Source organism: Streptomyces rhizoryzae, from assembly GCF_023155275.1.
In the GTDB taxonomy this organism is placed as follows: domain Bacteria; phylum Actinomycetota; class Actinomycetes; order Streptomycetales; family Streptomycetaceae; genus Streptomyces; species Streptomyces rhizoryzae.
Genome location: NZ_JALMUV010000004.1, coordinates 73,261 through 93,381, shown reverse-complemented (window position 1 = coordinate 93,381; position 20,121 = coordinate 73,261). Strand labels below are relative to the sequence as shown.

The window sequence follows — 20,121 nt, the reverse complement described above, 5'->3', positions numbered from 1 at the left end:
GCCCGGTCCGGGGCGCTGACGCGGTGCCCGGCGTACCCCTCGCGACCCCTCTCACCTGCTGATATGGCAGTGGGGTCGGCTACATCCTCTGCATAGAACGTGCCCCGACAGCTGTCAAGATGCACCTTTTGCGGTGAATGTTCACCGGGTGGAGGCGGAGCAGTGGCCGGCTCACCCCCCCCCGCCCGCACGCAGTGGCCCGCCGCCCTCACGGAGCGTCGCCGCCCGGTGCCCGGCGGCCCGCCCGCCGGTACGCGCCCCGCCCGACCGGGGACCCTCCCCGTATGACCCTCCACCTCGGAACCTCCGGCTGGCAGTACCGGGACTGGCGCGGCGTCCTCTACCCCGCGGAGGTGCCGCAGCGCCGCTGGCTGGAGGAGTACGCCCGCGGCTTCGCCACCGTCGAGAGCAACGCCGCCTTCTACCGGCTGCCGGCGGCCGGCACCTTCGCGGACTGGCGCGACCGGACCCCGGACGGCTTCGTGATGGCCGTGAAGGCCAGCCGCTTCCTCACCCACATCAAACGGCTCCGCGAGCCCGAGGAGCCGGTGGCGCGGCTGCTGTCCCGCGCGCAGAGCCTCGGCCCCCGGCTCGGCCCCGTCCTGCTCCAGCTGCCGCCCACGCTGCCCGCCGACGCCGGGCTGCTGGACGCCTGCCTCGGCTGCTTCCCCGCCGGCGTCCGGGTCGCCGTCGAGCCCCGCCACGCCTCCTGGTGGACGGACCGGATCCGCGCGGTGCTGGAACGCCGCGGCGCCGCGCTGTGCTGGGCGGACCGCGGCGCCCGCCCGGTGACGCCGCTGTGGCGCACCGCGGACTGGGGCTACCTGCGCTGCCACGAGGGCCGCGCCCAGCCCTGGCCCCGCTACGGGCGGCAGGCGCTGGACACCTGGGTGCGGCGGCTGGCCGCCACCTGGCCCGACCGCGCCGACGTCTACGTGTACTTCAACAACGACCCCGGCGGTGCGGCCGTCCTCGACGCCGTCCGGTTCGCCCGCGCCGCGGCCGCCGCGGGCCGCACGGTGACCCGTACGCCCACCGGGCTGCCCGGGGAGGGGAGCGGCGGCCGACTGGCCGGCCGGTGAGCGGGCAGGGATATCCCTGCACCACTCGAAGCACCGCGGGCGCGCCGCCGCCGGCCGCCCGGGCCGAACGAGAGGACCGGATGACCGCGCAACTCCCCTTCCGGCTGGGCGTGTTCACCCGGCTCGTGGACGAGGTCCCGCCCCCCGAGCTGTACGCCCGGGCGCTGGAGCTCCTCACCACCGCCGAGGAGCTGGGCTTCGCGTCCGGCTGGGTCGCCCAGCACCACGCCCACCAGGAGGGCGGACTGCCCGCGCCGCTGGGCTTCCTCGCCGCGGCCGCGGCCCGCACCGAACGGCTCCGGCTCGGCACCGGCATCATCACCCTGCCGCTGGAGGACCCGCTGCGGCTGGCCGAGGACGCCGCGGTGCTCGACGCGCTGAGCGGCGGGCGGCTGGAACTCGGTTTCGGGACCGGCGGCGGCGCGACCGCCTTCGCCCTCTTCGGCCGCTCCCCCGAAGGCCGCCGGGAGCGGTACGCGCAGTCCCTGCGGACCGTCCGCGACGCCCTCGGCGGCGCGCGGCTGATCCCCGGCGGACCGCCGCTGTTCCCGCCGGCGCCCGGGCTCACCGGCCGGCTGTGGGAGGCGACGTTCGGCAGGGCCGGCGCCGTCCGCGCGGCCGAACGCGGCAACGGCCTGCTGCTCGCCCGCACCTCCGCCGGCCCCGCCCCCGACAGCCGCCCGAGCCCGACCGCAGCCCCCCTCGGCGACGTCCAACTCCCCCTCGCCCAGGCGTACCTGGACCGGTGGCGGCACCCCGGAGCGGACACCGCCCCCCGGATCGGACTCTCCCGGTCGGTGTACGTCGCGCCCACCCGGGCCGAGGCGGTGGCCGACGCCGAGGCCGGGCTCGCCCGCTACGCCGCGCAGGCCGGCCCGGAAGCGGCCCGCGCCGCCCGCAACGACACCTGCGCCGGCACCCCGGACGAGGTGCTGGCCGCCCTCCGCGCCGACCGCACGCTGCCCCTCGCCACCGACCTGATCCTCCAGGTCCACCCCGTCGACCCCGGCCACGAGCGCACCCTGCGCTCGCTCCGGCTCTTCGCGGCGGAGGTGGCCCCCGGGCTGTGCGGGGACGAGGCGCCGCCCGCTGCCGGGGCCCCCTCCGGCCGGGCGTCCGGCGGGGCCGGGACCGGTGGGGACGGGAGGGAGCGCGAGGGCGGCCGCACGCCCGGAAACGGCGGCGGGGTGCCCGGAAGAGGCGGGGCACCCGGTGGCGAGGGAGCCTCCGGCGGCCGGGGAGCCTGTGCCGAGCGGCCGAGCTGACGGCCGCCGGGCCCGGCGCCCGCCTGCGACCCGTACGCGGTCCCTGCGACGACGAACGGAAAGCGGAACGACCCATGCACCTTTCGAGCCTGCTCCGCACGCGGAAGCGGATCCCGGAACGGCAGCCCACGGCCCTGGGCGCGCGGCCGCGCCCGCCGGCCCCCACCACCGCCCCGGCCGTCGGCGCCGTCACCGCCGCCACCGCCGTCCTGTCCCTCGCGGTCGGCTGCGCGCCCGCCGGGCCGGCCGTGCCCGGCGCGCCCGCCGCCCCCGGTGGGCAGGGCACCGGCCGCCCGCACTGGGCGCAGGCCTGGGGCGCCGCCGTCCAGCCGCCCGCGGGACGCGCCGAGGACGCCCCCGGCAACTGGTCCGAGGGCGGCTTCCGGAACGAGTCGGTCCGCCAGGTCGTACGGGTCACCGCCGGCGGCTCGCAGATCCGGATCAGGCTGTCGAACCGCTACGGCACCGCGCCCCTGAAGCTCGGCGGGGCGGCCGTCGCGCGGTCCGCCGGCGGCGGCGCGGTGTGGCCCGGCACCACCCGCCGGGTGACCTTCCGGGGCGCCGGCTCGGCGGTCGTGCCGCCCGGCGGGGAACTCACCGGCGACCCGCTGCCCCTGCCCGCGTCCCCGCGCCAGGAACTGGCGATCACCCTGCGCCTCACCGGCCGGACCGGCCCGGCCACCTTCCACCGGGTCGGCCTGACGCCCGCCTACCGCGCGCCCGGCGACCACCTGGCCGACGTCCTGCCCACCGCCTACACCCGCACCTCCCGGGCGACGTACTACCTCACCGGCGTCGATGTCCTGAGCCGGGACGCACCGGCCCGCAGCACGGTGGTGGCCTTCGGCGACTCGGTCACCGACGGCGTCGGCACCACCCCCGGGGCGGACGGCCGCTACCCCGACGACCTAGCGGAGCGGCTGACCGCCGCCCGGCGCGGCCTGGGCGTGGTCAACCGCGGTATCGCGGGCAACATGCTGCTCACCGACAGCCCCTGCTCCGGCGAGCGGGGCGTGGCCCGCTTCCGCCGGGAGGTACTGGACCGGCCGGACGTCCGCACGGTGATCCTGGAGCTGGGCAGCAACGACATCGGCCTCAACCGGTCCCGTACGCGGTGCCTCCCGCCGTCCCACCGCCCGCTCTCCGCACGGCAGCTCATCGACGGCTACGCGTCCCTGGTGCGCGCCGCCCACCGGCGCGGCATCAAGGTCATCGGCACCACCGTCATCCCGCTGCACGGCTACCCCGGGCACACCGCCGACGCGGAGCGGCTGCGCGCCCGGGTCAACCACTGGATCCGTACCGGCGGGGCCTTCGACGCCGTCGCCGACTTCGACCGGGCGCTGGCCGACCCCGCCCACCCGGACCGCCCTCGCGCCCGCTACGCCGCCGCCGACGGCCTGCACCCCAACGACACCGGCTCCCGGGCTCTGGCCCGCGCCATCCCCCTCGACCGGCTCTGACCGCGCGGCGGGACCGGCCGGGGGCGGCGGGCGCGCGGGGGACGGGCGCCCGCGCTACGCCGTCTGGCGCAGGCGGAGTTCGGCCCGGCCGAAGAGGAGGGGGTAGCCGTCGGGGAGCTGGTGGAGGATGTCGTCGAGCAGGTCCGGGCCGGCCAGGCGGGCCAGGACCGAGAAGACGGTGCCGGCGTTCCAGCGGGCCACCGCGGGGCTGGTGCCGGTGCGCCGGGCCAGGTCCTTCACGAAGCCCCAGCCCGTCAACCGCTCGGCGGCGGGCGCCTGTCCGGTGAACTCCAGGGCGGCTTCCAGCGGCAGGCGGGCGGCCAGCGCGACGCGTTCCTCGCCGATCAGCTGGCGGCCGAGCGCCCCGAGCACCTGGAGGGTGACCTCCCGGGCCTTCTCCTCCGTCGGATAGGCCCCTTCGTACCGGACCTTCGCCAGCAGGGCGGGGAAGGACATCGCGACGTCCGGGCGGTCCAGGTGCAGCTGGTCGGTCATGGCGGGTGGCATGCCTTTCGTCTCGGTCGGGTCGGTGGAGTCGGTGGAGTCGGTGGACCGGTCCGGCGGGCGGGACCGGTCCGGTGGCGGGCGGTGGCCGGCGTGCGGGCCGGCCGGTCCGCGCCGCGAACGGGCCCGGCCGGGCGGGGCGCGGTGCCGGGGTGGCGCCGCGCCCGCCGGGCCGGGCGGCGGGCGGGGATGTCAGGCCGGCAGGGGACGGCCGAACAGCAGGTCGTAGCCCACCGGGAGCTGGAGCAGGAGGCGCCGGGTGAGGTCGTCACCGGCGGCTTCGGCCACCACGCTCAGGACCGCGCCGACATCCCACTTGGCGGTCTCCTCGGTGGCCCCCTCGATCCATGCCGCGGTGGCGCGTACGAACCGTTCGGGGTCGAGCGGTTCGGCCGCGGGCAGGGGGTTGAGCAGGATCAGTGCGTAGGTCTCGGGCAGCCGGGCGGCGAGTACGGCCCGCTCCTCGCCGACCAGGTGGGCGCCGAGCAGGGCGAGGACGACCCGGGCGGCCCGCTCGGCCTCGTGCCGGGTGGGGTACTCGCCGCGTTCCCGGACGCGCTCCAGGAACGTGTCCTCCCGGATGGCCACCATCATTGCCCCCTTCCTCCGGAAGCCGGGAGGCGGGTGCGCGGGGGAGTGCGCGCCCGCCTCCGCCGCTGCGGGCCGGAACCGGGTCAGCCGCTGCTGATCCGCTTCTGCCCGGACGAACCGCTGATGGCGATCTTGCGGGGCTTGGCGCGCTCCGCGATCGGGATGCGCAGGGTCAGCACCCCTGCGTCGTAGTCGGCCTCGATGTGCTCGGTGTCGAGGGTGTCGGCGAGCATCAGCTGGCGGGAGAAGACCCCCAGCGGCCGCTCGGACAGCTCCATCTGGACGTTCTCGCCCTTGGTCGTCGGCCGGCGCTCGGCCTTGACGGTGAGCATGTTCCGCTCGACGTCGATGTCGATGGCGTCGGGGCTCACCCCGGGGAGGTCGAGGGCGATGACGTAGACGTCGCCCTCGCGGTAGGCGTCCATCGGCATCGTGGACGGGCGCGACCAGGTGCCGGACGTGCCCAGGAGCTGCTGGGTGAGCCGGTCGAGCTCGCGGAACGGGTCGGTGCGCATCAACATCGCAAAACACCTCCAGTGAGACGGGCAGTAACTGCTGCCAATGCGCTTCACCTGCATTCCGTTGTAGCATGTCATCGGAACGATGACAAATGATGGTGTCGTCGGTAAGACGACGAGAGGAGGTTGGTTCCGTGACCTCGGCCGACGAGCAGGCCCCGCAGCCGGCTCCGGCGTCCTTCCTCACCGCGGAGGCGGCCCTGCGCGCCATCGAGGAAGCGGTGCGCGCCGCCCGTACCGCGCCCTCCGGTGAGCCGGCCGCCGAGCCGCCCGGCCCGGAGCAGGCGCTCGCCGTCCTCCTGCTGCTGCGGGACGTCCGGCACCAGCTCGCCGGCTGGGAGCCGGGGCTGATCGAGGCGGCCCGCGCGGCGGGCGCCAGCTGGGCCGATCTCGCCGGTCCGCTCGGCGTGGCCAGCCGCCAGGCCGCCGAGCGCCGCTATCTCCGGGTGCGGCCCGGTGCCGCCGGCAGTACGGGCGAGCAGCGGGTCAAGGCCACCCGGGACCGCCGCGCCGCCGACCGCACGATCACCGCCTGGGCCCGGGACAACGCCGGTGAACTCCGCAGTCTGGCCGGCCGGATCGCGGCCCTGCCCGACCTCCCGCCCGCCGCCCGCCCCCCCGTGCGCCGGCTGGCCCGCGCACTGGCCGACGACGACGCCGCCCGGCTGCTCGCCCCTCTCACCGAGGCCGAGCCGCACCTGCGGCCAGGCCACCCCGAGCTGGCCGACCGCATCGAGCGCCTCACCCACCACACCGACCGCCTCCGCGACCGGAGCAACACCCGGCGCGGTACGCAGACATGACGAAGCGGCGGGCCGCCCCCAGGGGGTGGCCCGCCGCCTCCGTCCGGCTCCGGACGGGGAGTCAGCCGATGGTGAGCTCGCCCATCGCGCTCCAGCCGTTCGCGTCCTTGATCGTGGTGCTCACGATCTCGGGCGTGCGACGCAGCAGCGGACGCATCGCCTCCAGACCGGCGCGGAAGTGGTCGGAGTTCACGTGGGCCTCGCCCGCGTCGTCCTGGAACGCCTCGACCAGGACGTAGGTGTCCGGCTCCTCCAGGCTGCGCGACCACTCGAACCACAGGTTGCCCGGCTCCTCGCGGGTGGCGCGGGTGAACGCCGCGACCTTCTCGGGCCACTCCTCGGTGTATTCGGGCTTCACGGGAAACTTCACAACGATAAAGATCATCCGCGTACTCTAAATCATTTGCCGCATCTCTCGCATATCGCTCCGACGGACTCGCCAACGGCGCGCTGTGTACCGCGAGTTACCGGCCGGTAGTTTGGCTGATCGTGATCTCGTGGCCGGTGCCCGGCGCCCCTACGCTCCCGATCACCGCACCGGACGGACGCCACCGTGGCGCCGCGGTCTGACCCCTGGAGCAGCGATGGCGCGACCCCGCCGTACCGCACACCGGCCCCCGCACCGACGGCACCGGGCGGCAGCGGCCGTCCTGGCCGCGGCCCTCGCGCTGGTCTGCGCCGCCCCCGCCGGGCCCGCGGCGGCGGCCGCCCGGCCCGCGGCCCGCACCGCCGCACCGGCGTTCCGCCTCGCCGACCTCCCGATGAAGGACGGCACGGTCCTCAAGGCCGACGTCTTCACCCCCGCCCCCGGCACCCCGGGCGCCGACCGCGACGGCCGCTACCCCCTGGTCGTCCAGCCCGCCAGCTGGGGGCAGAACGACCTGGAGTACGTCGCCCAGAGCCGGCAACTGGCCGCCGCCGGCTACGTGGCGGTGACGTACACCGTCCGCGGCTTCTGGGGCTCCGGCGGCCGGATCGACGTCGCCGGGCCCACGGACGTGGCCGATGTCTCCTCGGTGATCGACTGGTCCCTCGCGCACACCCCCGCCGACCGGCGGCGGGTCGGCATGGTGGGGCTCTCCCTCGGCGGCGGCCTGACCCTGATGGGCGCCGCCTTCGACCCCCGGGTCAAGGCGGTGGCCGCGCTCAGCGGCTGGGCCGACCTGGCCGACTCGCTCTACAGCGGCCGCACCCGGCACCTCCAGGCCGCCCGGCTGCTCGCCGCCATCCAGGCCCCGACCGGCCGCCGCAGCCCCGAGTTCGCCGGGATACTGGCCGACCTCTACGCCGACCGCGACCTGCCCCGCGTCGTCCGCTGGGCCCACACCCGCTCCCCGGCCGCCTACGCGGACCGCATCAACGCCCACGGCACCGCCGTCTTCCTGGCCAACGCCTGGGGCGACAGCATCTTCCACCCCGGCCAGATGACCGCCTTCTACCAGCGGCTGACCGTCCCCAAGCGGCTGGAGCTGCGTCCCGGCGACCACGCCACCCAGGAACTGACCGGCCTGCTCGGCCTGCCCAACGCGACCTGGGACGGTGCCCGGAGCTGGCTCGACCACCACCTCAAGGGCACCGGCGGACCCGGCCCGCGCCAGGGCGTCGCCCTGGAGGTCCGGTCCACCGGCGGGCACGAGAGCTACCCGGACTGGGCCGCCGTCAGCACGCACACCGCCCGCCTGCGGCTGGGCCGCCCCGACGCCCACGGCACCGGCACCCTCGGCGGCCCGGGCGGCACCGGCTGGTGGCGGCGGATCACCGGCGGCCAGGACTCCGGCGCCGACGGCGGGATCGCCGAACTCTCCGGGGCGCTGGACCAGATCACCGGCCCGCCGCCCACCGCGGCCGTCCCGCTGCTGCCCCGCGGCGCCGCCGCCGTCTGGCAGTCCGCGCCGTACCCGGCCACCCAGCGGCTGCGCGGCGCCGCCCGGCTGCACACCACCGTCACCGCCTCCGCCCCCCGGGGCACCGCCTACGCCTACCTCTACGACGTCGACGCGCTGGGCCTGGGCAGACTCCTCGCACACGCCCCGCAGAGCTGGTCCGGCACCCGCCCCGGACACCCCGTCCCGCTGGACGTCACGCTCTTCCCCACCGCCTACGACCTGCCGGCCGGACACCGCCTCGCCCTGGTCCTGGACACCGCCGACCCGCTGTACGGCGGCCGCACCCCGCGCGGCAGCACCGTCGCGTTCGGCTCCCCGGCGGACCGCCCGGCGGAACTGGCGCTGCCGCTGCGCTGACGGGCGCCGCGGTCACCGGCCGGCGGCCACCGGCACGCCGTACGCGGGGAAGCCCGCGGTGTGCCAGGAGCCGCCGTCCCCGGTGACCGCCAGCGCCTCGTGGCCGGGCAGCGATTCCAGCCAGCCGGCCGCGCCCGCCCCGCGCGCGAAGGCCGCCGTGGCGTACACGTCGGTCATGGTCAGCCGGGGCCCGACGACGGTCAGCGACGCCGGGCCGCGGGCCGGGGCGCCGGTGCGCGGGTCCAGGATGTGCGCCCCGCGCTCGGCGGTGCCGGACGTGGCGACCGCCAGGTCGTGGCCGGACACCACCGCGCACAGGGCGCCCGGCCGCAGCGGGTGGGCGATGCCGACGCGCCACGGCACCCCGGGCGCCGCGCCGCCGAACATCTGGAGGTCGCCGCCCCCGTTGACGCAGACATGGCGTGCCCCGGCGGCCCGCAGCCGCCGCGCGGCGTCCTCCACCGCCCAGCCCTTGACCAGCCCGGACGGATCGAGGACGCCGCCGGCGGCCGGGTCGAACCAGCCGTCCGTGGCCCGCCGGGCCGCCTCGCACCGCCCGAGCACCTCCCGCACCTCCGCCGAGCAGTCCGCCGGCCGCAGCTCCCCGCGGGCCAGCCGGCTCACCGCGCTGTCGGGGCGGTAGGGCGAGAAGACCCGGTCGATGTGGTGCAGCCGCGCCACGGCCGCGGCCAGGGCGGTCCCGACCGCCGCGGTGACCGGCCCGCGCACGTCGAACGAGAACACCGTGCCCATCACGTGCTCGACGTGCCGCAGCCCGCCCCGCTCAGACACCGGCCCGGTCCCGCCCGGTTCAGACACCGGCCCGGTCCAGCGCGCTCTGGAGCGACCGGATGTACCCCGCGCTCGTGTAGCTCGCGCCCGACACCGCGTCGATCGCGGCGCCGTGCACGCTCAGCGCCTCCTGCGTCAGCCGGGGCACCGCGTAGGCGGCGATCTCCTGGTCGCGGCCGTTCTCGGACGGCACCCGGAGCACCTTGACCGCGGTCAGCACGCCGCCCTTGACGGTCGCGGCGACCTGCACCGTGCCGTAGCGGGTGGGGACCGGCGAGCCGGTGTACGTGCCGTCGGCGGGCCGGCCGCCGGACGGGCGGCTGCCGGCCGGGGACGGCGCGGGCGCGGCGGCCGGCAGCCCGGCCGGGTGGTGCGGTTTGAGGGACAGCAGCAGGACGACCAGCGCGCCGGTGGACGCGGTGGTGAGGACGGCTCGGCGCACGCGGCGGCTCCTCGGAAGACGGATCGGGACGGGACGGGAAGGCGGGAAGCGGGCCGGGGGTCAGAAGTCGAAGGACTCGTGGTGGACGCGGTGGCGCGGGACCCCCGCGGCCCGCAGGGCCCGGCGCGCCGTCTCGGTCATCCCGGGCGGCCCGCAGAGGTACACCTCGTGCGCGGCCAGGTCCGGGACCAGCCGCCCCAGGGCGCGGGCGGTCAGCGGACAGCCGGACCCGCCCGGACCGCTCACCGCGTAGTGCACCACCGCGCCGCGGGCCGCGGCGATCGCGTCCAGCTCCCCGCGCAGCGCCAGGTCCTCGGGGCGGCGCGCCCGGTAGACCAGGGTGACCTGCCCGGGCAGCGTCTCGAAGAGCGCCCGCAGCGGGGTGATGCCGACCCCGCCGGCCAGCAGCAGCGTCTTCGGGCCGCTGCCGCGCGCCGCGGTGAACGCCCCGTACGGGCCCTCCGCCCACACCCGGGTGCCCGGCCGCAGGCGCGCCAGGGCGGCACTGTGGCCGCCGGCCGCCTTGACCGTGATGCGCAGGACGTCGGGGCGCGGCGGCGCGGACAGCGAATACGGGCCGGCGGTCCACCACAGGCCCGGCGCCAGGAACCGCCAGCGGAAGAACTGGCCGGGCAGCGCGCCCAGCTCGGTCAGCCGCGCACCGGTGAGGTACACCGAGACCACCCCCGGCGCCTCCGGGCGGACCTCCGCCACCCGCAGGCGGTGCCGCAGCGCCCGGCGCACCGGGACCGCGAAGCGGTACCACCCCAGCAGCGCCGCCACCCCGAGGTAGAGCGCGTACCAGGCCAGCTGGACGGGCCGGCGGCCCACGAAGTCGGCACCGTTGGAGAGCTGGTGCCCGAAGATCAGGAACACCGCCAGGTACGTGGCGAAGTGCAGGTAGTGCCAGGTCTCGTAGCTCAGCCGGCGGCGGGCCGCCCGCGCCGAGACGACACCGGTGCCGACCAGCAGCAGGAAGCCCGCGGTCGCCGCGACCATGTCCGGGTAGCCCAGGACCAGCGTCGCGGTCTCCTGCACCACGCCGCTGTGCACGGTGAGCGCGGACCCCCAGATGATCAGCAGGGTGTGGGCCAGCGCCAGGCAGACCGTGTAGCGGCCGCCGGCCGCGTGCCAGCGCGCCAGCCGGTCGGTGCCCACGGTGTGGTCCAGCAGCGGCACCCGGGCCATCAGCGCCAGCAGCACCGCACAGCCGTACCCGGCCAGCAGCCCGGTGATCCGGCCGGCCCCGGTCAGCCAGCCCGCCGGGCCGGAGACCGAAGCGGTGTCGGCCCACCACAGGCCGAGCACACCGGCCGCGCCCGCCCAGACGGCGCACAGCGCCAGCGGCGGGACGAGGGCGGTCAGCCGGGGCGCGGCCCGGCCGCGCAGGACGTCGCGGGAGGTGAGGAGGACAGTCATGGGGCTCCGTTCGGTACGGGCGCCAGCCTCGCAGCGGAACCTCTGAGGAACCTCTGAGCGCCGGCCCCGCGCCGCGATTCACAGGAAACTCAGAGCCGGACCCGCGCCGGGCACCCGTTACGGGTCCGGCATGCTGGAACCACCATGACGAACCACCGCACCGCCCCCGCCCCGCTCCGCAGCGGCGACGGCTCACCCGTCCGGGTCCTGGTGATCGATGACGAGCCGGACCTCACCGAGGTGCTCTCCGGAGCCCTGGCGGGCGAGGGCTGGGAGGTCCGCACCGCGCCGGACGGCGCCACCGCGCTCACCGTGGCCCGGGCCTTCCGCCCGCACGCCGTCGTCCTCGACTGGATGCTGCCCGACACCGACGGCCTGCGCGTCCTGCGGCTGCTGCGCCAGGAGCTGGAGACGGTCTGCGTGCTCTTCCTGACCGCCCGGGACGCCGTCGAGGACCGGATCGCCGGGATCACCGCGGGCGGCGACGACTACGTCACCAAGCCGTTCAGCCTGGAGGAGGTGGTGGCCCGGCTGCGCGGGCTGCTGCGCCGGGCCGGTATGGCCCGGGAGCCGGACGGCGACCGGCTGACCGTCGGCGACCTGGTGATGGACGAGGAGGCCCGGGAGGTGTTCCGCGGCGGCGACCCGGTCGAACTGTCCCGGACCGAGTTCGAGCTGCTCCGCTTCCTGATGCGCAACCCGCGCCGGGTGCTGTCCAAGGCCCAGATCCTCGACCGCGTCTGGTCCTACGACTTCGGCGGCCGGGCGCACGTCGTGGAGCTCTACATCAGCTACCTCCGCAAGAAGATCGACGCCGGCCGGCCGCCCATGATCCACACGGTGCGCGGCGTCGGCTACGTCCTCAAGCCGGACCCCGCGTGAGGCCGCCGTTCCCGCGCAGCCTGCGCGGTCAGCTCACCGCCGGCCTGGTCGCCCTCCTCGCGCTGGCCTGCACCGCCGTCGGCGTCACCACCGTGCTCGCCCTCGAAGGGTTCCTGGTGCGCCGGCTGGACCAGCAGCTGACCGCCTCCGCCGGCCGGTTCGCGGCGAGCCTGGAGCACGAGACGCACGCCGACGCCGACAACCGCCCCGACACCCGCGGCCAGGCCGACGGCACCTTCGGCGCGCGGCTGCTGCGCGGTACGGCCACCCAGGCCGCGGTGGTCCGGGCCGCCACCGACGCCGCGGTGCCGCTCAGCGGCCACGACCGCCGCACCCTGGCCGGGCTGCCCGCCGACGGCAGCGGCCACAGCGTCCGGCTCTCCGCGCTGGGCGGCTACCGCGTCAACGCGGTCACCGGCGACGACGGCGACGTCCTGGTCACCGGCCTGCCGCTGCACCCGGTCGAGGAGACCGTGCACCGGCTGGAGGCCGTGGAGGTGGCGGTGTTCGGCGGGGCGCTGCTGGCCACCGGTGTCGTCGGGGCCCTGTGGGTGCGGCTCTCGCTGCGCCCGCTGCGCCGGGTCACCGCCACCGCCGCCGGGGTCGCCGAACTCCCGCTCGCCAGCGGCGAGGTCGCCATGCCCGCGCCGGTCCCGGTCGCCGACCCGCGCACCGAGGTCGGCCAGGTCGGCACCGCCCTGAACCGCATGCTCGGGCACGTCGGCAGCGCCCTGGAGCACCGGCACGCCGGCGAGGAGCGGCTCCGCCGGTTCGCCGCCGACGCCAGCCACGAACTGCGCACCCCGGTGGCCAACGTCCGCGGCCACGCCGAACTCGCGCTGCGCCACCGCGGCCCGGTCCCCGGTCCCGTACGGCACGCCCTGGAGCGCATCCACGCCGAATCGCAGCGGATGTCCCGCCTGGTGGACGACCTGCTGCTGCTCGCCCGGCTCGACTCGGGCCGCGCCCTGGAGCGCGCGCCGGTCGACCTGACCCGGCTGGTCCTGGACGCCACCGACGACGCGCGGGCGGCCGGCCCGGACCACCGCTGGCTGCTGGACCTGCCCGAGACGGTGGTCACGGTGACCGGCGACGAGCACCGGCTGCACCAGGTCATCGGCAACCTCCTGGCCAACGCCCGCACCCACACGCCCGCCGGGGCCGCGGTCACCGTCCGGCTGGCGGCCGGCCCGGACGGCGTCCGGCTGACGGTCGCCGACGACGGCCCGGGCGTCCCCGAGGAGCTGCGGCCGGAGATCTTCGGCCGGTTCGTGCGGGCCGACCACGGCCGCTCCCGTGCCGCCGGCGGTACCGGCCTGGGCCTGGCCATCGTGCACGCCGTGGCGACCGCGCACGGCGGCACCGCCACCCTGGAGAGCCGCCCCGGGCACACCGCGTTCACCGTCACCCTGCCGCACCGGCCCGCCGGCGCCTGACGCGCCCGGAACCCGCCCGGGACCCGCCCCCGGCCGTCCGGCCCCGGTCGTCCGGCCCCCTGCCGTGCCGCTCGGCCCACTGGCACCGGCCCGCCGGGACGCGCAGGCTCGATAGCGCGGGGCGCGCGCCCCGCGTACCGGAACGCGTTGGGGGACAGCCATGGAGCCGGAGACCATCACCGCCGGGCTCGACGGCTCGGCGGAGAGCCTGGCGGCGGCGCACTGGGCCGCCGACGAGGCGGACCGGCGGGGCGCGGTGCTCCGCCTGCTGTACGCCTGGATCATGCTCGCCGCCCAGGCCCCCGACACCGCCCCCGAACGCGACCAGAACGTCTGCGCCCGGGAGGTCGTCCGGGCCGCGAGCGCCGCCGTCCGGGCCCGCCACCCGCGGCTGCCGATCGTCGAGGACCTGGTCGGGGACGAGGCGGAACCGGCGCTGCTGCGGGCCGCCGCGGAGTCGCGGCTGCTGGTCCTGGGCTCCCGGGCGCTGTCGGCCTGGGAGAGCTTCGTCCTCGGCGACGTCAGCCTGAGCGTGGTCGGCCGGGCCCAGGGGCCGGTCGTGCTGGTACGGGCGCCCGGCGGCCCGGCGGACGGTGAGCGGCCGGGACCGGCCGGCGCGACCGGGCCGCCCGGGCCCCCGGCCGAACCGTCCGGCCCCCGCGTCGTCGCCGCGCTCGGCCTCGGCGGCCCGTGCACCCGGCTGCTGGCGTTCGCCTTCGAGGAGGCGGCGGGCCGCGGGGTGCTGCTCCAGGCCGTGCACGGCCGCCCGTTCCCGGTGCACGTCTTCACCCCCTGGGGCGTGGACCCGGACGCCTCGGCCGAGGTGACCGCGGCGGCGGAGAGCGAGCTGCGGGAGGCGCTGGAGCCCTGGCGCGCGCGGTTCCCCGGCGTCCCGGTGCAGCCGACGGTGCTGCACGACAGCGCCGCCCGGGCCGTCGTCCAGGCCGCCGGGGGCGCCGGGCTGCTGGTGGTCGGCCGCCGGCTGCACCGCAGACTGCCGGGCGCGCCCCGCGTCGGCCCGGTCGCCCATGCCGCCATCCACCATGTGACCTGCCCGGTCGCGGTCGTCCCGCACGACTGAACGGGCCGCGGGCGGCCGGTGGCCGGCCTCCTGCCGCCGGGCCCGGCCACCGGCCCCGCCTGCTCCCGGAACGCGGGATCATGGAGGCAGCGCACTCCGGCGCCCACCTGCCGGAGTCCCACCCAGCCAGGCACCCCGGAGGTAGTGGCCCCCATGAGGCACCGCAGAGTGGCCGACCTGATGACCCCGAACGCCGTCACCGTCCAGCGGGGCACCCGGTTCCGGGAGATCGCGCGGCTGCTCGACGAGTACGACATCACCGCCGTCCCGGTCGTCGACGACGACGCGCGGCCGCTGGGCGTGGTGTCCGAGGCCGACCTGCTGCGCCGGCAGCTCTCCAAGACCGGGGCCACCACCGCCGAGGCGATCATGACCAGCCCGGCCGTGGTGGCGCGCCCGGAGTGGAACGTGGTCGAGGCGGCCCGGACGATGGAGCAGCGGAAGGTCAAGCGGCTGCCCGTGGTCGACGCCGACGGCCGGCTGATCGGCGTGATCAGCCGCAGCGACCTCGTCCAGCTGTTCCTGCGCCGCGACCGCGCCATCCAGGAGGAGATCCTGGAGGAGGTGCTGACCCGCACCCTCGGCGTGGCGCCGTCCGCGGTCACCGTCGACGTCGGCGACGGCACCGTCACCCTCACCGGCGCGCTGGAGCGCCGGAGCCTGATCCCGATCGCGGTCCGGCTCTGCGAGAGCGTCGACGGGGTGGTCGACGTCATCGACCGGCTCAGCTTCGCCCACGACGACACCGGCCACGACGACACCGGCCACGACGACACCGGCCATGGCGCCGCCCACGACGCAGCCTCCACCGACGCCCCCGCCCACGACGGCACCGGCCACGACCCGGCCGGCGCGGCCCCTGACGCCCCCGCCCAGGGCGGCCGGGCCGCGCCGCGCCCCGCCGACCGCCCCGGGGACCCCGCGCCCGGAGCCGTCTGACCGCGGCCCGGCCCGGTGCCCCGGACGGCCCACCGGACCGGGCGGCGGCCGCACCCCGGAGGTGTACTTGACCCCACAGCCCGCCGTACGGACACCGGGACCGGCCGCCGGCCCCGCCGGTGCCCGGTGAACGAGGGGAGCGGCCCCGTGCCGTCATCGGACGCCACCGCCCTGCCGGCCCGCCCCGACCGGATCTTCGACCGCGCCGACGAATGGGCGGAGCTGGCCGGCTTCGCCTGCGACCCGGCCCCCGGAGCCACCCTCGCGCTGGTCGCGGGGCAGCGCCGGCAGGGCAAGACCTTCCTGCTGGAGGCGGTCGCCCAGGCCACCGGCGGCTTCTACTTCGACGGCCAGGCCGCCGCGGAGGCGGAGACGCTGCGCCGGCTGGCCGAGCGGCTCGCCGAGCACACCGGTGCGGCCCGGCCGCCGCACTGGCAGCACTGGGACGAGGCCGCCGACGCGCTGCTGGCCCTGGGCGACGACCGCCCCGCCCCCGTCATCCTCGACGACATCCCCGAACTCGTCGGCCACAGCCCCGCGCTCCCCTCCGTCCTGCACGGCGCCCTCCTCCGGGTGCGCCGGGACCGCCCCGCCAACCGCGCCCGGCTGATCCTCAGCGGCGCCCGCCCCGCCGTCGTCCGCCGGCTCTTCTCCGGCGCCTCCGCCCTGCACGCCCTGGCCTCCACCGAGGTGGCGGTGCGGCCCTTCACCTTCCGCAAGGCGGCCCGCTTCTGGGGCATCCGGGCCCCCGGCCTCGCGGTGCAGGTGCACGCCGTCGTCGGCGGCACCCCCGCCTACCGCGGCGACCTGGTCTGCGACGACACCCCCGCCGGGCCCGACGACTTCGACGCCTGGGTGTGCCGGACCGTCCTCAACCCCCGGGTACCGCTGTTCTGGGAGGCCCGGCACCTCCTGGAGCGGGAGGGCGAGTGCACCGACCGCGCCCTGTGCCACTCCGTCCTGGTCGCCATCGCCGGCGGCCGCTCCACGCCCGGCGGGATCGCCGACCGGCTCGGCGCCCCGCTCACCGAGGTCTCGCACGTCCTGGCCGCGATGGCCAACCACGGGCTGCTGCACGGCGAGCCCGACGCCTTCCGCCCGGGCCTGACCCGCTACCGCATCGCCGAACCGCTGCTCGCCTTCGAGCACGCCCTCGCCTGGCCGCACCGCGCCGCGCTGGAGCAGGAGGACACCGCCACGGTGTGGCACCGGGTCCGGCCCGCCTTCGACGACCGGGTGGCCGCCCCGCACTTCGCCCAGCTCTGCCGGGACTGGGTCACCACCTACGCCGCGTGGGAGACCTTCGGCGGCGAGCCCCGCACGGCGGTCCGCGGCACCGTTGCGGACCCGGACGCCACCAGGCCGCTCACCGCCGAGGTGGTCGTCCGCGGCATCGCCGACGGCCGCCCCGGGGTGCTGCTCTCGGTCGGACTGGCCCGCTGGAACGAGATCATGGACGGCCCCCACCTGGAGCTGCTGCACCGGATCCTCGCCCTGCTCACCGCATCCGGCGAGGACACCGCCCAGGCCGTCCCGGCCTGCTACAGCGGCGTCGGCTTCGGCCCGGAGCTGCGCGCCGCGGAGGCCAAGGGCGAGGTCCTGCTGATCGGCGCGGACCGGCTCTACCACGGCGAGTAGCGCGCGCCCGCCGACGGCGGCCACCATGGAAGGTGCGGTGGCGCCGCGCCGCCGCACCGGGAGGTGAGCCCTGATGAATCTGCCCATCCGACACCGGTCCGGAGCGCCGTGGCAACGCGGTTTCCCCTGGTCCGAGCCGATCGCCGCCGAGTTCGGGGACCTCTTCGAGCGGATGAACCGCTTCCTGGAGTCGGCCGCCCTCACCCCGGCCCTGACCGAGGCGATGGCCTGGGCCCCGCCCGCCGACCTGCACGAGACCGACGAGGCGTACCGCGTCGAATGCGAACTGCCGGGGATCGCCCGCGAGGACATCGACGTCGAGGTCGGCGAGCACGAGGTGAGCATCTCCGGCGAACTGCGGGAGTGCGAACGGGAAGGCGTGCTGCGCCACCGCGGCCGCCCCACCGGACAGTTCGCGTACCGGGCGCTGCTGCCGGTCGACGTCAAGTCGGACGAGGTCACCGCCTCGCTCTCGGACGGCGTCCTCACCGTGACGATCCCCAAGGCGCAGGCCGCCAAGCCCCGCCACATCGAGATCCAGGGCTGACCCGTGCACGGGCACCGCACGGCAGCCGCAGCAGCGTTCCGCCACGGCCGGCGCAGGGAAGGGTGAGCGGCGATGCAGGCGCACAAGGGAGACGTACTGCGCTTCACCGGACGCGCGGTGGGCAGCCCGGAACACCGGGCCACGGTGGTCGAGGTCCTCGGCCCGCACGGCGAACCGCCGTACCGGGTGCGCTACGAGGACGGCCACGAGACGGAGATCTTCCCGGGCCCCGGCTGCGTCACCGAAGGCACCGGCGGGCCGCGCCCGGCGCGGTCCGGCCCGGCCGGGACCGGGGGGTAGCGCCATGGGACGCAGGACGGGGGCGCGCCGGCACCGGCCGCAGCGCGCCGCGGACCGCACCCCGCCCTTCCCGGCCGACGGGCCCCCGCGCGCCGACGACGTGCCCGGCGGCCGGCTGCCACCGCACCAGGAGCCGAAGCCGAAGCGGCCGGTCCGCACGATCCGGGTCCGCAGCCTGTTCGGCTGACCGGGCCGCCGGGACGGGCGCCGCGGACCGACCGGCCGCACCGGCCGCCGCCGGGCGGAGTCGCCCGGCCGGGCCGCGGCGCGCAGCATGGAACCAGCCACGGCACCCGCCGACCCCATCCGTCCCGCGGAGGTGACCGCGATGAACCAGCCCCTTCGACACCGGCCCGGCCGCCGGGAGCGGACCGGGACGCCCCCGGACCGGGGCGCCTTTCTGGTCGCGGAGTTCGACGCGCTCCGCGACCGGATGTCCCGCCTGCTGGAAACCGCCGGCCGGCGGCCGGCCGGCGGCAGCAAGCCCCACCCCGCCCCGCCGGCCGATGTGCACGAGACCGACGACGCCTACGTCGTGGAGGCCGAACTGCCCGGCGTCCCGCGCGACGCCATCGACGTCGAGATCGGCAACCGGGAATTGCGGATCAGCGGCGCGTACGAGGAATGCGAGCGGGCCGGTGTGCTCCGCCGCTCCACCCGCCGGACCGGCCGCTTCGAGTTCCGGTCACTGCTGCCCGTCGACGTCCGCACCGACGAGGTCACGGCCGGCCTCACCGACGGCGTGCTGACCGTCACCCTCCCCAAGGCACGGCCCGTCACCCCACGCCGGGTCGAGATCACCGGCCGGCCCGGCTGAGCCGCGCACCCCGGGCGCGGCGGCACCGTCGCCGCCCGGGTGCAGCACCTGCACACCGGCCAGCAGCCGCGTGACGACCTCGTCGAGGTCCAGGCGCCGCTCCACCGCGTGCAGCTGCGGCAGACCGGCTCGGGTGGACACCTGCGGCGGCGCGAGCAGCCGGCAGCAGTCCTCGTCCGGCAGCACCGAGACGTCCGCCGTGCCCAGGGCGCGCGCCTCGTCGATGATCTCCTGCTTCTCCCAGCCCACCAGCGGCCGCAGGACGGGCAGCGCGGCGGCCTCGTCCACGGCGGCGAGGTTCGCCAGCGTCTGGCTCGCCACCTGCCCCAGGCTGTCGCCGGTCACCAGCGCCTGCGCCCGGATCCGCCCGGCCAGCGCGGACGCCGTCCGCACCATCAGCCGCCGCTGGGCGACCACCTGGAGGCGGCCCGCCCCGGCCACCGCCAGCTGCCGCTGCGCCCGCCCCAGCGCGACCACGTAGAGCCGCCCCGGCGGCTGATAGCGGTTCAGCTCCCGGGCCAGCGCGTACGCCTTGTAGACCGACGAGGCGTCGGTGTACGGCGCGCCCGTGAAGTGCACGAAGTCGCACGCCAGCCCGCGGCGCATGGCGCGGTACGCGGCCACCGGGGAGTCGTAGCCGCCGGACAGCAGCACCAGCGCCCGGCCACTGGCCCCCACCGGCAGCCCGCCCTGCCCCGGATAGCGGGCCCAGGACAGGTACGTCTCCCGGCGGTCGATCTCCACGGCCAGCCGGACACCGGGGTGCGCGAGATCCACCGGCAGGCCGCCCAGCGCCTCCTGGATCCGCGCGCCGACATGGGCCTCCAGCCGCGACGAGCTCATCGGGAACGCCTTGTCCCGGCGCTTGACCCGGACCGCGAAACTCGCCACCGGCCGCCCGGCGGCGACCTCGCCAAGCGCCCGCACCGCCGCCGCGGTGATCGCGTCCACCGTGCTCGCCACCCGGATCGCCGGCTCGACGGAGTTGAAGCCGATCACCCGGCGGGCCCGGTCGAGAAGGACCTCCTGCGGGACCTGCCCGCCCAGCACCGTGACGTTCTGCGCGGTCTTGATCCACGTCGAGCCGCCGACCCCGCGCAGCGCCAGCCGGAGGTTGTCGTGCAGCCGCCGGGTGAACAGCGGGCGGTTGCGCCCCTTGAGGAAGATCTCCCCGTGCTTGAGCAGGACGCAGCGGCGGTCCGGGCCGGGCGTCCCGGTGGCGGGAGTGCGTGGTGCGCCGGACACGGCTCTCCTTCGTGCGTCGTCGCGCGGCCCGGGGCGCGGACCGCCGGCCGCCGCGCCCGGCGCGGCCGGAACGGGCGGACCCGCCGCACCTCCAGAGTAGACGCGCCGGCGGGC

At 77.1% G+C, this 20,121-nt stretch carries 20 protein-coding genes and 2 pseudogenes; 14 read left to right on the top strand and 8 right to left on the bottom strand.

The window, feature by feature from the left end:
• The first annotated feature begins 284 nt into the window (after window positions 1–284).
• The 3 genes from MUU72_RS05380 (at window position 285) to MUU72_RS05370 (ending at window position 3,810) form a co-directional block, all read left to right on the top strand.
• Window positions 285–1,082, top strand: a complete 798-nt coding sequence (locus MUU72_RS05380; RefSeq protein ID WP_248011946.1) for a DUF72 domain-containing protein — start codon at window positions 285–287, stop codon at window positions 1,080–1,082.
• An 80-nt stretch (window positions 1,083–1,162) separates the two neighbouring features.
• Window positions 1,163–2,347: an LLM class flavin-dependent oxidoreductase gene (locus MUU72_RS05375; protein ID WP_248011945.1), complete on the top strand. Its 1,185-nt coding sequence runs from the start codon at window positions 1,163–1,165 to the stop codon at window positions 2,345–2,347.
• A 74-nt stretch (window positions 2,348–2,421) separates the two neighbouring features.
• Window positions 2,422–3,810: an SGNH/GDSL hydrolase family protein gene (locus MUU72_RS05370; RefSeq protein WP_248011944.1), complete on the top strand. Its 1,389-nt coding sequence runs from the start codon at window positions 2,422–2,424 to the stop codon at window positions 3,808–3,810.
• Window positions 3,811–3,864: 54 nt separating this feature from the next.
• Here the strand turns inward: MUU72_RS05370 and MUU72_RS05365 are convergent, their stop codons facing one another.
• The 3 genes from MUU72_RS05365 to MUU72_RS05355 all read right to left on the bottom strand — a co-directional run bounded on the left by MUU72_RS05365 (window position 3,865) and on the right by MUU72_RS05355 (window position 5,426).
• A complete protein-coding gene (locus tag MUU72_RS05365; RefSeq protein ID WP_248011943.1) occupies window positions 3,865–4,305 on the bottom strand; it encodes a DUF2267 domain-containing protein in 441 nt (146 codons plus the stop codon).
• 201 nt (window positions 4,306–4,506) lie between these two features.
• Window positions 4,507–4,908, bottom strand: a complete 402-nt coding sequence (locus MUU72_RS05360) for a DUF2267 domain-containing protein (RefSeq protein ID WP_372502992.1) — start codon at window positions 4,906–4,908, stop codon at window positions 4,507–4,509.
• Window positions 4,909–4,988: 80 nt separating this feature from the next.
• Window positions 4,989–5,426, bottom strand: coding sequence for an Hsp20/alpha crystallin family protein (locus MUU72_RS05355; RefSeq protein WP_248011942.1), 438 nt, complete (start codon window positions 5,424–5,426; stop codon window positions 4,989–4,991).
• Window positions 5,427–5,557: 131 nt separating this feature from the next.
• Between MUU72_RS05355 and MUU72_RS05350 the strand changes: the two genes are divergently transcribed.
• The gene (locus MUU72_RS05350) at window positions 5,558–6,226 is read left to right on the top strand and encodes a type III effector protein (RefSeq protein WP_248011941.1); all 669 of its coding nucleotides are present in this window, start codon (window positions 5,558–5,560) and stop codon (window positions 6,224–6,226) included.
• 61 nt (window positions 6,227–6,287) lie between these two features.
• On the opposite strand, the gene MUU72_RS05345 is transcribed toward MUU72_RS05350, so the two are convergent.
• Window positions 6,288–6,611, bottom strand: coding sequence for a putative quinol monooxygenase (locus MUU72_RS05345; RefSeq protein ID WP_248011940.1), 324 nt, complete (start codon window positions 6,609–6,611; stop codon window positions 6,288–6,290).
• A 199-nt stretch (window positions 6,612–6,810) separates the two neighbouring features.
• Between MUU72_RS05345 and MUU72_RS05340 the strand changes: the two genes are divergently transcribed.
• Window positions 6,811–8,469 carry a CocE/NonD family hydrolase gene (locus tag MUU72_RS05340; RefSeq protein ID WP_248011939.1) on the top strand — a complete coding sequence of 553 codons (1,659 nt, stop codon included), beginning with the start codon at window positions 6,811–6,813 and terminating at the stop codon, window positions 8,467–8,469.
• A gap of 12 nt (window positions 8,470–8,481) precedes the next feature.
• Here the strand turns inward: MUU72_RS05340 and MUU72_RS05335 are convergent, their stop codons facing one another.
• The 3 genes from MUU72_RS05335 to MUU72_RS05325 are packed head-to-tail and all read right to left on the bottom strand — an operon-like array spanning window position 8,482 to window position 11,122.
• Window positions 8,482–9,222, bottom strand: a complete 741-nt coding sequence (locus MUU72_RS05335; RefSeq protein WP_282503705.1) for an FAD:protein FMN transferase — start codon at window positions 9,220–9,222, stop codon at window positions 8,482–8,484.
• A gap of 58 nt (window positions 9,223–9,280) precedes the next feature.
• Entirely contained in the window at window positions 9,281–9,703 is a 423-nt protein-coding gene (locus MUU72_RS05330; RefSeq protein WP_248011937.1) for an FMN-binding protein, read from the bottom strand.
• 60 nt (window positions 9,704–9,763) lie between these two features.
• A complete protein-coding gene (locus MUU72_RS05325) occupies window positions 9,764–11,122 on the bottom strand; it encodes a ferredoxin reductase family protein (protein ID WP_248011936.1) in 1,359 nt (452 codons plus the stop codon).
• A gap of 144 nt (window positions 11,123–11,266) precedes the next feature.
• Between MUU72_RS05325 and MUU72_RS05320 the strand changes: the two genes are divergently transcribed.
• From MUU72_RS05320 to MUU72_RS05280, 9 genes and pseudogenes are all read left to right on the top strand, one after another.
• Window positions 11,267–12,004, top strand: coding sequence for a response regulator transcription factor (locus tag MUU72_RS05320; RefSeq protein WP_248011935.1), 738 nt, complete (start codon window positions 11,267–11,269; stop codon window positions 12,002–12,004).
• Complete coding sequence (locus MUU72_RS05315) at window positions 12,001–13,440, top strand: sensor histidine kinase (protein WP_248011934.1); 1,440 nt, start codon at window positions 12,001–12,003, stop codon at window positions 13,438–13,440. The genes MUU72_RS05320 and MUU72_RS05315 overlap by 4 nt, the downstream gene beginning before the upstream one ends.
• A gap of 160 nt (window positions 13,441–13,600) precedes the next feature.
• On the top strand, window positions 13,601–14,521 hold the full coding sequence (locus MUU72_RS05310; RefSeq protein ID WP_248011933.1) for a universal stress protein: 921 nt from the start codon (window positions 13,601–13,603) through the stop codon (window positions 14,519–14,521).
• 153 nt (window positions 14,522–14,674) lie between these two features.
• Window positions 14,675–15,265, top strand: a pseudogene (locus MUU72_RS05305) (CBS domain-containing protein); the annotation flags it as partial.
• A 342-nt stretch (window positions 15,266–15,607) separates the two neighbouring features.
• Window positions 15,608–17,098, top strand: coding sequence for an AAA family ATPase (locus MUU72_RS05300; RefSeq protein WP_248011931.1), 1,491 nt, complete (start codon window positions 15,608–15,610; stop codon window positions 17,096–17,098).
• Window positions 17,099–17,171: 73 nt separating this feature from the next.
• Window positions 17,172–17,645, top strand: a complete 474-nt coding sequence (locus MUU72_RS05295) for an Hsp20/alpha crystallin family protein (protein WP_248011930.1) — start codon at window positions 17,172–17,174, stop codon at window positions 17,643–17,645.
• Window positions 17,646–17,717: 72 nt separating this feature from the next.
• Complete coding sequence (locus tag MUU72_RS05290; RefSeq protein ID WP_248011929.1) at window positions 17,718–17,945, top strand: DUF1918 domain-containing protein; 228 nt, start codon at window positions 17,718–17,720, stop codon at window positions 17,943–17,945.
• 4 nt (window positions 17,946–17,949) lie between these two features.
• Window positions 17,950–18,132, top strand: a complete 183-nt coding sequence (locus MUU72_RS05285; protein WP_248011928.1) for a hypothetical protein — start codon at window positions 17,950–17,952, stop codon at window positions 18,130–18,132.
• Between the two features lie 87 nt (window positions 18,133–18,219).
• Window positions 18,220–18,687, top strand: a pseudogene (locus tag MUU72_RS05280) (Hsp20/alpha crystallin family protein); the annotation flags it as partial.
• Here MUU72_RS05280 and thiI read toward each other — a convergent pair.
• Window positions 18,631–20,007, bottom strand: a complete 1,377-nt coding sequence (gene thiI / locus MUU72_RS05275) for a tRNA uracil 4-sulfurtransferase ThiI (RefSeq protein ID WP_248011927.1) — start codon at window positions 20,005–20,007, stop codon at window positions 18,631–18,633. The pseudogene MUU72_RS05280 and the gene thiI sit on opposite strands and share 57 nt — an antisense overlap.
• Between the last annotated feature and the right edge of the window lie 114 nt (window positions 20,008–20,121).

What these genes read in the sequence shown, in the direction of transcription:
- MUU72_RS05380 (WP_248011946.1), top strand. Translation starts at nt 285, where the DNA reads ATGACCCTCCACCTCGGAACCTCCGGCTGGCAGTACCGGGACTGGCGC.
- MUU72_RS05375 (WP_248011945.1), top strand. Translation starts at nt 1,163, where the DNA reads ATGACCGCGCAACTCCCCTTCCGGCTGGGCGTGTTCACCCGGCTCGTG.
- MUU72_RS05370 (WP_248011944.1), top strand. Translation starts at nt 2,422, where the DNA reads ATGCACCTTTCGAGCCTGCTCCGCACGCGGAAGCGGATCCCGGAACGG.
- MUU72_RS05365 (WP_248011943.1), bottom strand. Translation starts at nt 4,305, where the DNA reads ATGACCGACCAGCTGCACCTGGACCGCCCGGACGTCGCGATGTCCTTC.
- MUU72_RS05360 (WP_372502992.1), bottom strand. Translation starts at nt 4,908, where the DNA reads ATGATGGTGGCCATCCGGGAGGACACGTTCCTGGAGCGCGTCCGGGAA.
- MUU72_RS05355 (WP_248011942.1), bottom strand. Translation starts at nt 5,426, where the DNA reads ATGTTGATGCGCACCGACCCGTTCCGCGAGCTCGACCGGCTCACCCAG.
- MUU72_RS05345 (WP_248011940.1), bottom strand. Translation starts at nt 6,611, where the DNA reads ATGATCTTTATCGTTGTGAAGTTTCCCGTGAAGCCCGAATACACCGAG.
- MUU72_RS05340 (WP_248011939.1), top strand. Translation starts at nt 6,811, where the DNA reads ATGGCGCGACCCCGCCGTACCGCACACCGGCCCCCGCACCGACGGCAC.
- MUU72_RS05335 (WP_282503705.1), bottom strand. Translation starts at nt 9,222, where the DNA reads ATGGGCACGGTGTTCTCGTTCGACGTGCGCGGGCCGGTCACCGCGGCG.
- MUU72_RS05325 (WP_248011936.1), bottom strand. Translation starts at nt 11,122, where the DNA reads ATGACTGTCCTCCTCACCTCCCGCGACGTCCTGCGCGGCCGGGCCGCG.
- MUU72_RS05320 (WP_248011935.1), top strand. Translation starts at nt 11,267, where the DNA reads ATGACGAACCACCGCACCGCCCCCGCCCCGCTCCGCAGCGGCGACGGC.
- MUU72_RS05310 (WP_248011933.1), top strand. Translation starts at nt 13,601, where the DNA reads ATGGAGCCGGAGACCATCACCGCCGGGCTCGACGGCTCGGCGGAGAGC.
- MUU72_RS05295 (WP_248011930.1), top strand. Translation starts at nt 17,172, where the DNA reads ATGAATCTGCCCATCCGACACCGGTCCGGAGCGCCGTGGCAACGCGGT.
- MUU72_RS05290 (WP_248011929.1), top strand. Translation starts at nt 17,718, where the DNA reads ATGCAGGCGCACAAGGGAGACGTACTGCGCTTCACCGGACGCGCGGTG.
- MUU72_RS05285 (WP_248011928.1), top strand. Translation starts at nt 17,950, where the DNA reads ATGGGACGCAGGACGGGGGCGCGCCGGCACCGGCCGCAGCGCGCCGCG.